The organism is Gemmatimonadota bacterium (assembly GCA_009841265.1).
In the GTDB taxonomy this organism is placed as follows: domain Bacteria; phylum JAAXHH01; class JAAXHH01; order JAAXHH01; family JAAXHH01; genus JAAXHH01.
Window position 1 is genome coordinate 1 of sequence record VXMB01000010.1, and the last position, 4,274, is coordinate 4,274.

1 protein-coding gene and 1 pseudogene (1 of these 2 running past the window's edge) are annotated in these 4,274 nt (G+C 51.4%); both read left to right on the plus strand.

Going from position 1 to position 4,274, the window contains the following annotated elements; translation table 11 throughout:
- The first annotated feature begins 1,037 nt into the window (after positions 1-1,037).
- The gene (locus F4X08_12675) at positions 1,038-3,566 is read left to right on the plus strand and encodes a T9SS type A sorting domain-containing protein (GenBank protein ID MYD26657.1); all 2,529 of its coding nucleotides are present in this window, start codon (positions 1,038-1,040) and stop codon (positions 3,564-3,566) included.
- A gap of 37 nt (positions 3,567-3,603) precedes the next feature.
- Positions 3,604-4,274: pseudogene (locus F4X08_12680) on the plus strand (hypothetical protein) (it continues 1,936 nt past the right edge of the window).

Sequence of the window (4,274 nt, forward strand, 5' to 3'; positions counted from 1 at the left end):
GCTTCTTTTTTGTATATGAGACTGGGCTTCGCCATATTTACGGATACGAACTGGAATCGACGCGGGTAGTGACGCTGGCACAAAAAGCGATTCCGCTGTTTGAAGAAATTCGGGCGGCAGTAATGATTTTCTGTGATTGGCTTAAGGATTAAAACCCTCCAAGTAAGCGCGAGGTTACCTCTCCCAACGCATTGGCAAACCCGACCCCCAAAGACTTCTGTAGGTCGATTTTCCAAAATCGACGCTTTGATGTCGAGATATGAATCTCGACCTACAAGAGCGCTTACACATGTGGAACACTCTCAGAACGGAGGCGTATTATTCCTCATTAGCCCCAGCGGGGCGATAGGTGTATAGCACATCGGCAAATCAATTCCTCCAAGCCCCAGAGGGGCGACAGGTGTCACATGGGGTTATGTAGAATACAGCCAAGACTGAGTGTTGGGCTTCACGGTTACTGTTCAACCCAACCTATCCCGTTCTCCCGATAATCGGGACTACGCGGGACACGCTGTCAAATGTCAACACGCGCTACTTTAACCCATCGTCATCAAGAAGCACTTTCCATCACCGAATACTGTGTCCATTCATAAAACAACCGTGTTCAAAATCTGAACCATCCACCTCAAGCTGCATTACACCTCCAAGCCTCAACTAATCCTCCATCCACCACCCCAAACTCCGAACAAATTGGCAAATCCTCACTTCAATTGCATACACTCCAGCCACCAACTATCTAAAGGATACTTTGCACACTGAAGGCTAAAAGTAAGCGCAGGTGTGCACGATGTTGGGCAATCTCCTCCCGCCTGTAAGCGAAATACAGCCCTATCTCAAGACGGTTTTAACCCTACCTTCTATCGGCTCTAAGTCCACAACCCGCCCCTTAACTGCATAGATATTTCACACATAGCAGCCCCTATCCAATCTGAAGCTGAAGTCCACCTGTTTAATCAATCAGATTCCATTTCTCACCCTCAGCAAGATGTTTGGCACAAAAATTGATAGACAGTCACAGAACAAGGAGGTTAAACCTCATGAAAAAAGCAGCGTTTTTCGGCTTCAGCCTATTACTCATCTCCATTCTGTTTGTATCAAGTACCTTCGCCCAAGATTCCCCACAATGGCATCTACCCAAAGGAGCCACAGTGCGTCTCGGCAAAGGCGGGATATATGATATAGCGTATTCGCCGGACGGGAAATTCTTGGCAGTGGGAGCTTCTATCGGGGTTTGGATATACGATGTACACACCGGGGCAGAACTGGATCTACTCACAGGGCATACGACGCCGGTTGAGAGTTTAGCGTTCAGTCCAGATGGAAAAACGCTCGCAAGTGGGGGAAGATGGAGTGACAGGACAATACGACTGTGGGATGTCGCAACATGGAAACTCAAAGCCACTCTCACAGGGCATACAAGCCGTATCTCAGATATGGCATTCAGTCCGGATAGCACCACACTCGCAAGTAGCAGTGGCGACAAGACAGTGCGGCTATGGGATGCACGCACAGGACAGCACAAAGCCACCCTCGCTGGACATACAAAAGCAGTCTATAGTGTAGCATTTAGTCCGGATGGAAGGACGCTGGCAACCGGGGGTGGTTGGGACGACAACACCATCCGGCTGTGGTATACAAGCACGGGCGAGATAAAAGCGACCCTTACTACTGGACTGACGGGTGGGGTTGAGGCACTCGCATTCAGTCCGGACGGCATCACCCTCGCAAGTGGAGGTGGTGGAAACGACAAGATACAACTGAGGGATGCACGGACAGGACAACTCAAAGGCAGCCTCACCACTGGACATACAGGTGGAGTTGAAACTTTAGCATTCAGTCCGGACGGAACAATACTTGCAAGTGGGGACCACAGTTGGAATGACGATACGATGCAACTGTGGTATACAAGCACGCGAGAGTTAAAAGCGACCCTCACACGTCATACGAGCGGGTTTGGAACGCTCGCATTCAGTCCGGACGGCACCACCCTCGCAAGTAGCAGTGGGGGCGAAATATGGTTGTGGGATGTTGCCACGGGACAATTCAAAGCACCTTTCGCAGCGCATAAGGGTAGCAGTTTAGATATATTGTTCAGTCCGGATGGCACCACACTCGCAACTGGAAGCGGGAAGGTAGTGATGTTATGGGAGGTTGCTACCTGGCAACCTAAAACCATCCTCAAGGGACATACGGACACCATTAGGACGATAGCGTTCAGTCCGGATGGTCGGACACTGGCGAGTGGGAGTTCAGACCACACAGTACGGCTATGGGACGTTACCACAGGACAATTCAAAACCGCCCTTATCGGGCATACGTACGGCATCAACAGTGTAGCGTTCAGTCCAGATGGTAACACGCTTGCCACTGCAAATGGACACTGGGACAGGACGTTGCGTCTCTGGGATGTCCACACAGGGCAACAGTACGCCACTTTTAGGTGGGGAATATCGACTATCACGAGTGTAGCATTTAGCCCAAATGGCTCGATTCTCGCGGCTGGGAGTACAGACAATACAATCCGGCTGTGGAATCCGGTCACAGGACAGCTTAAAGCCATGCTTACCGGGCATAGAGCTTTTATCAGAGATATAGTGTTCAGTCCGGACGGCACCATGGTGGCAAGTGGAAGTCAGGACAAAACGGTGGGACTGTGGGACGTTGCCACCGGGCAACTCAAAGCGACGCTTGCAGAACACACATACGATGTCTATAGTATCGCGTTCAGTCCGGATGGGCGGACACTCGCAAGCGGCGGCGGGGATAATATGGTACGCCTGTGGGACATCGCTACTGGTCGGCTTCAAGCCACCCTTATAGGGCATACGGTCGGTGTCCGTAGTGTAGTGTTCAATCCGGCTGGCACCATCCTCGCAAGTGGGAGTGCGGATGGCACAGTGCTCGTGTGGGAATTCACCCCTAGAACGAAACCCGGAGATATCAACCGCGATGGGGTGGTGAACATTTTGGATGTAACCTTCGTTGGATCAAACTTGGGACAAACAGGGCAGAATGATGCCGATGTCAACGGAGATGGCGTTGTTGATATTCTGGATCTCGTCAAGGTTGCTGCCGCGTTCAGCGACACGATGATTCCCACCGCACCAATCGCATTCCTGCTCCTTGCACGCGGGGAGAGAGGCGGTTCGTCAAATCTCAACCGAGAGGTAGTTCAGGAGTGGATCGATATGGCTCACACCGCAGATGACGGTTCCCTTGTCTATCGGCGCGGCATTGCCGTACTTGAACAACTTTTGGCAGCATTGCCACCGCGAGAGACAGCACTTTTGCCAAACTATCCCAATCCGTTCAATCCAGAGACGTGGATTCCGTATCGCCTCGCCCATGCCGCTGACGTAACCCTCACCATCTATGATACAAAGGGAGTGCCGGTACGTCGATTGGATTTGGGGCATCAGTCTGCGGGGTATTACACGGATCGGGTAAAGGCAGCCTATTGGGATGGTCGTAACGAGGGCGGAGAATCGGTCGCAAGCGGGGTTTACTTTTATAGCCTGTCAGCAGGGGATTACTCCGCAACGCGCAAGATGCTTATTGTGAAGTAGAATTGGCACCCGTAACCAATAAAGGGGGATATAGCCGATGAAAACAGTGCAATTTTCCATACTCACGCTTTTCTTTTTAGAAACACTTGCGTTCTTGCCAAATATCTACGCCCAAGACTACACCAAATGGAGTTTACCTGAAGGTGCAAAAGCACGTTTGGGCAAAGGGAACCTAACCGGGAGGATAGCGTATTCGTCGGAAGGCGATCTCCTGGCGGTTGCCAGCTCTATCGGAATTTGGATACACGATGCCGATACTGGCGCAACACTTGATCTCCTTACAGCACCTTCCCCAGTCTCAAATATAGTATTCAGCCCGGAGGGTAACACGATCGCAAGTGGAAGTTGGGACGACAACATGGTGCGCCTGTGGGACGTTACCACAGGACAACTTATGGCGACCCTTACGGGCCATACGTACGGTACTTATAGTGTTGCATTCAGTCCGGATGGTGCTATGCTCACAAGTGGCGGCGGGGACCTCGCGGTCCGACTGTGGGACGTTGCCACGAAACAACTCAAAACCACCTTCATAGGACATTCGGGTCACATCAATAGTGTTACGTTTAGTCCGGATGGCAGTATACTAGCGGGGGGAGCTGACGACAAAGTGTGGCTGTGGGATGTTACTACAGGACAGTCTGTAGCTATCCTAGAACATAAGGATGGAACCGGAAATATAGCGTTCAGTCCCGATGGCACGACGTT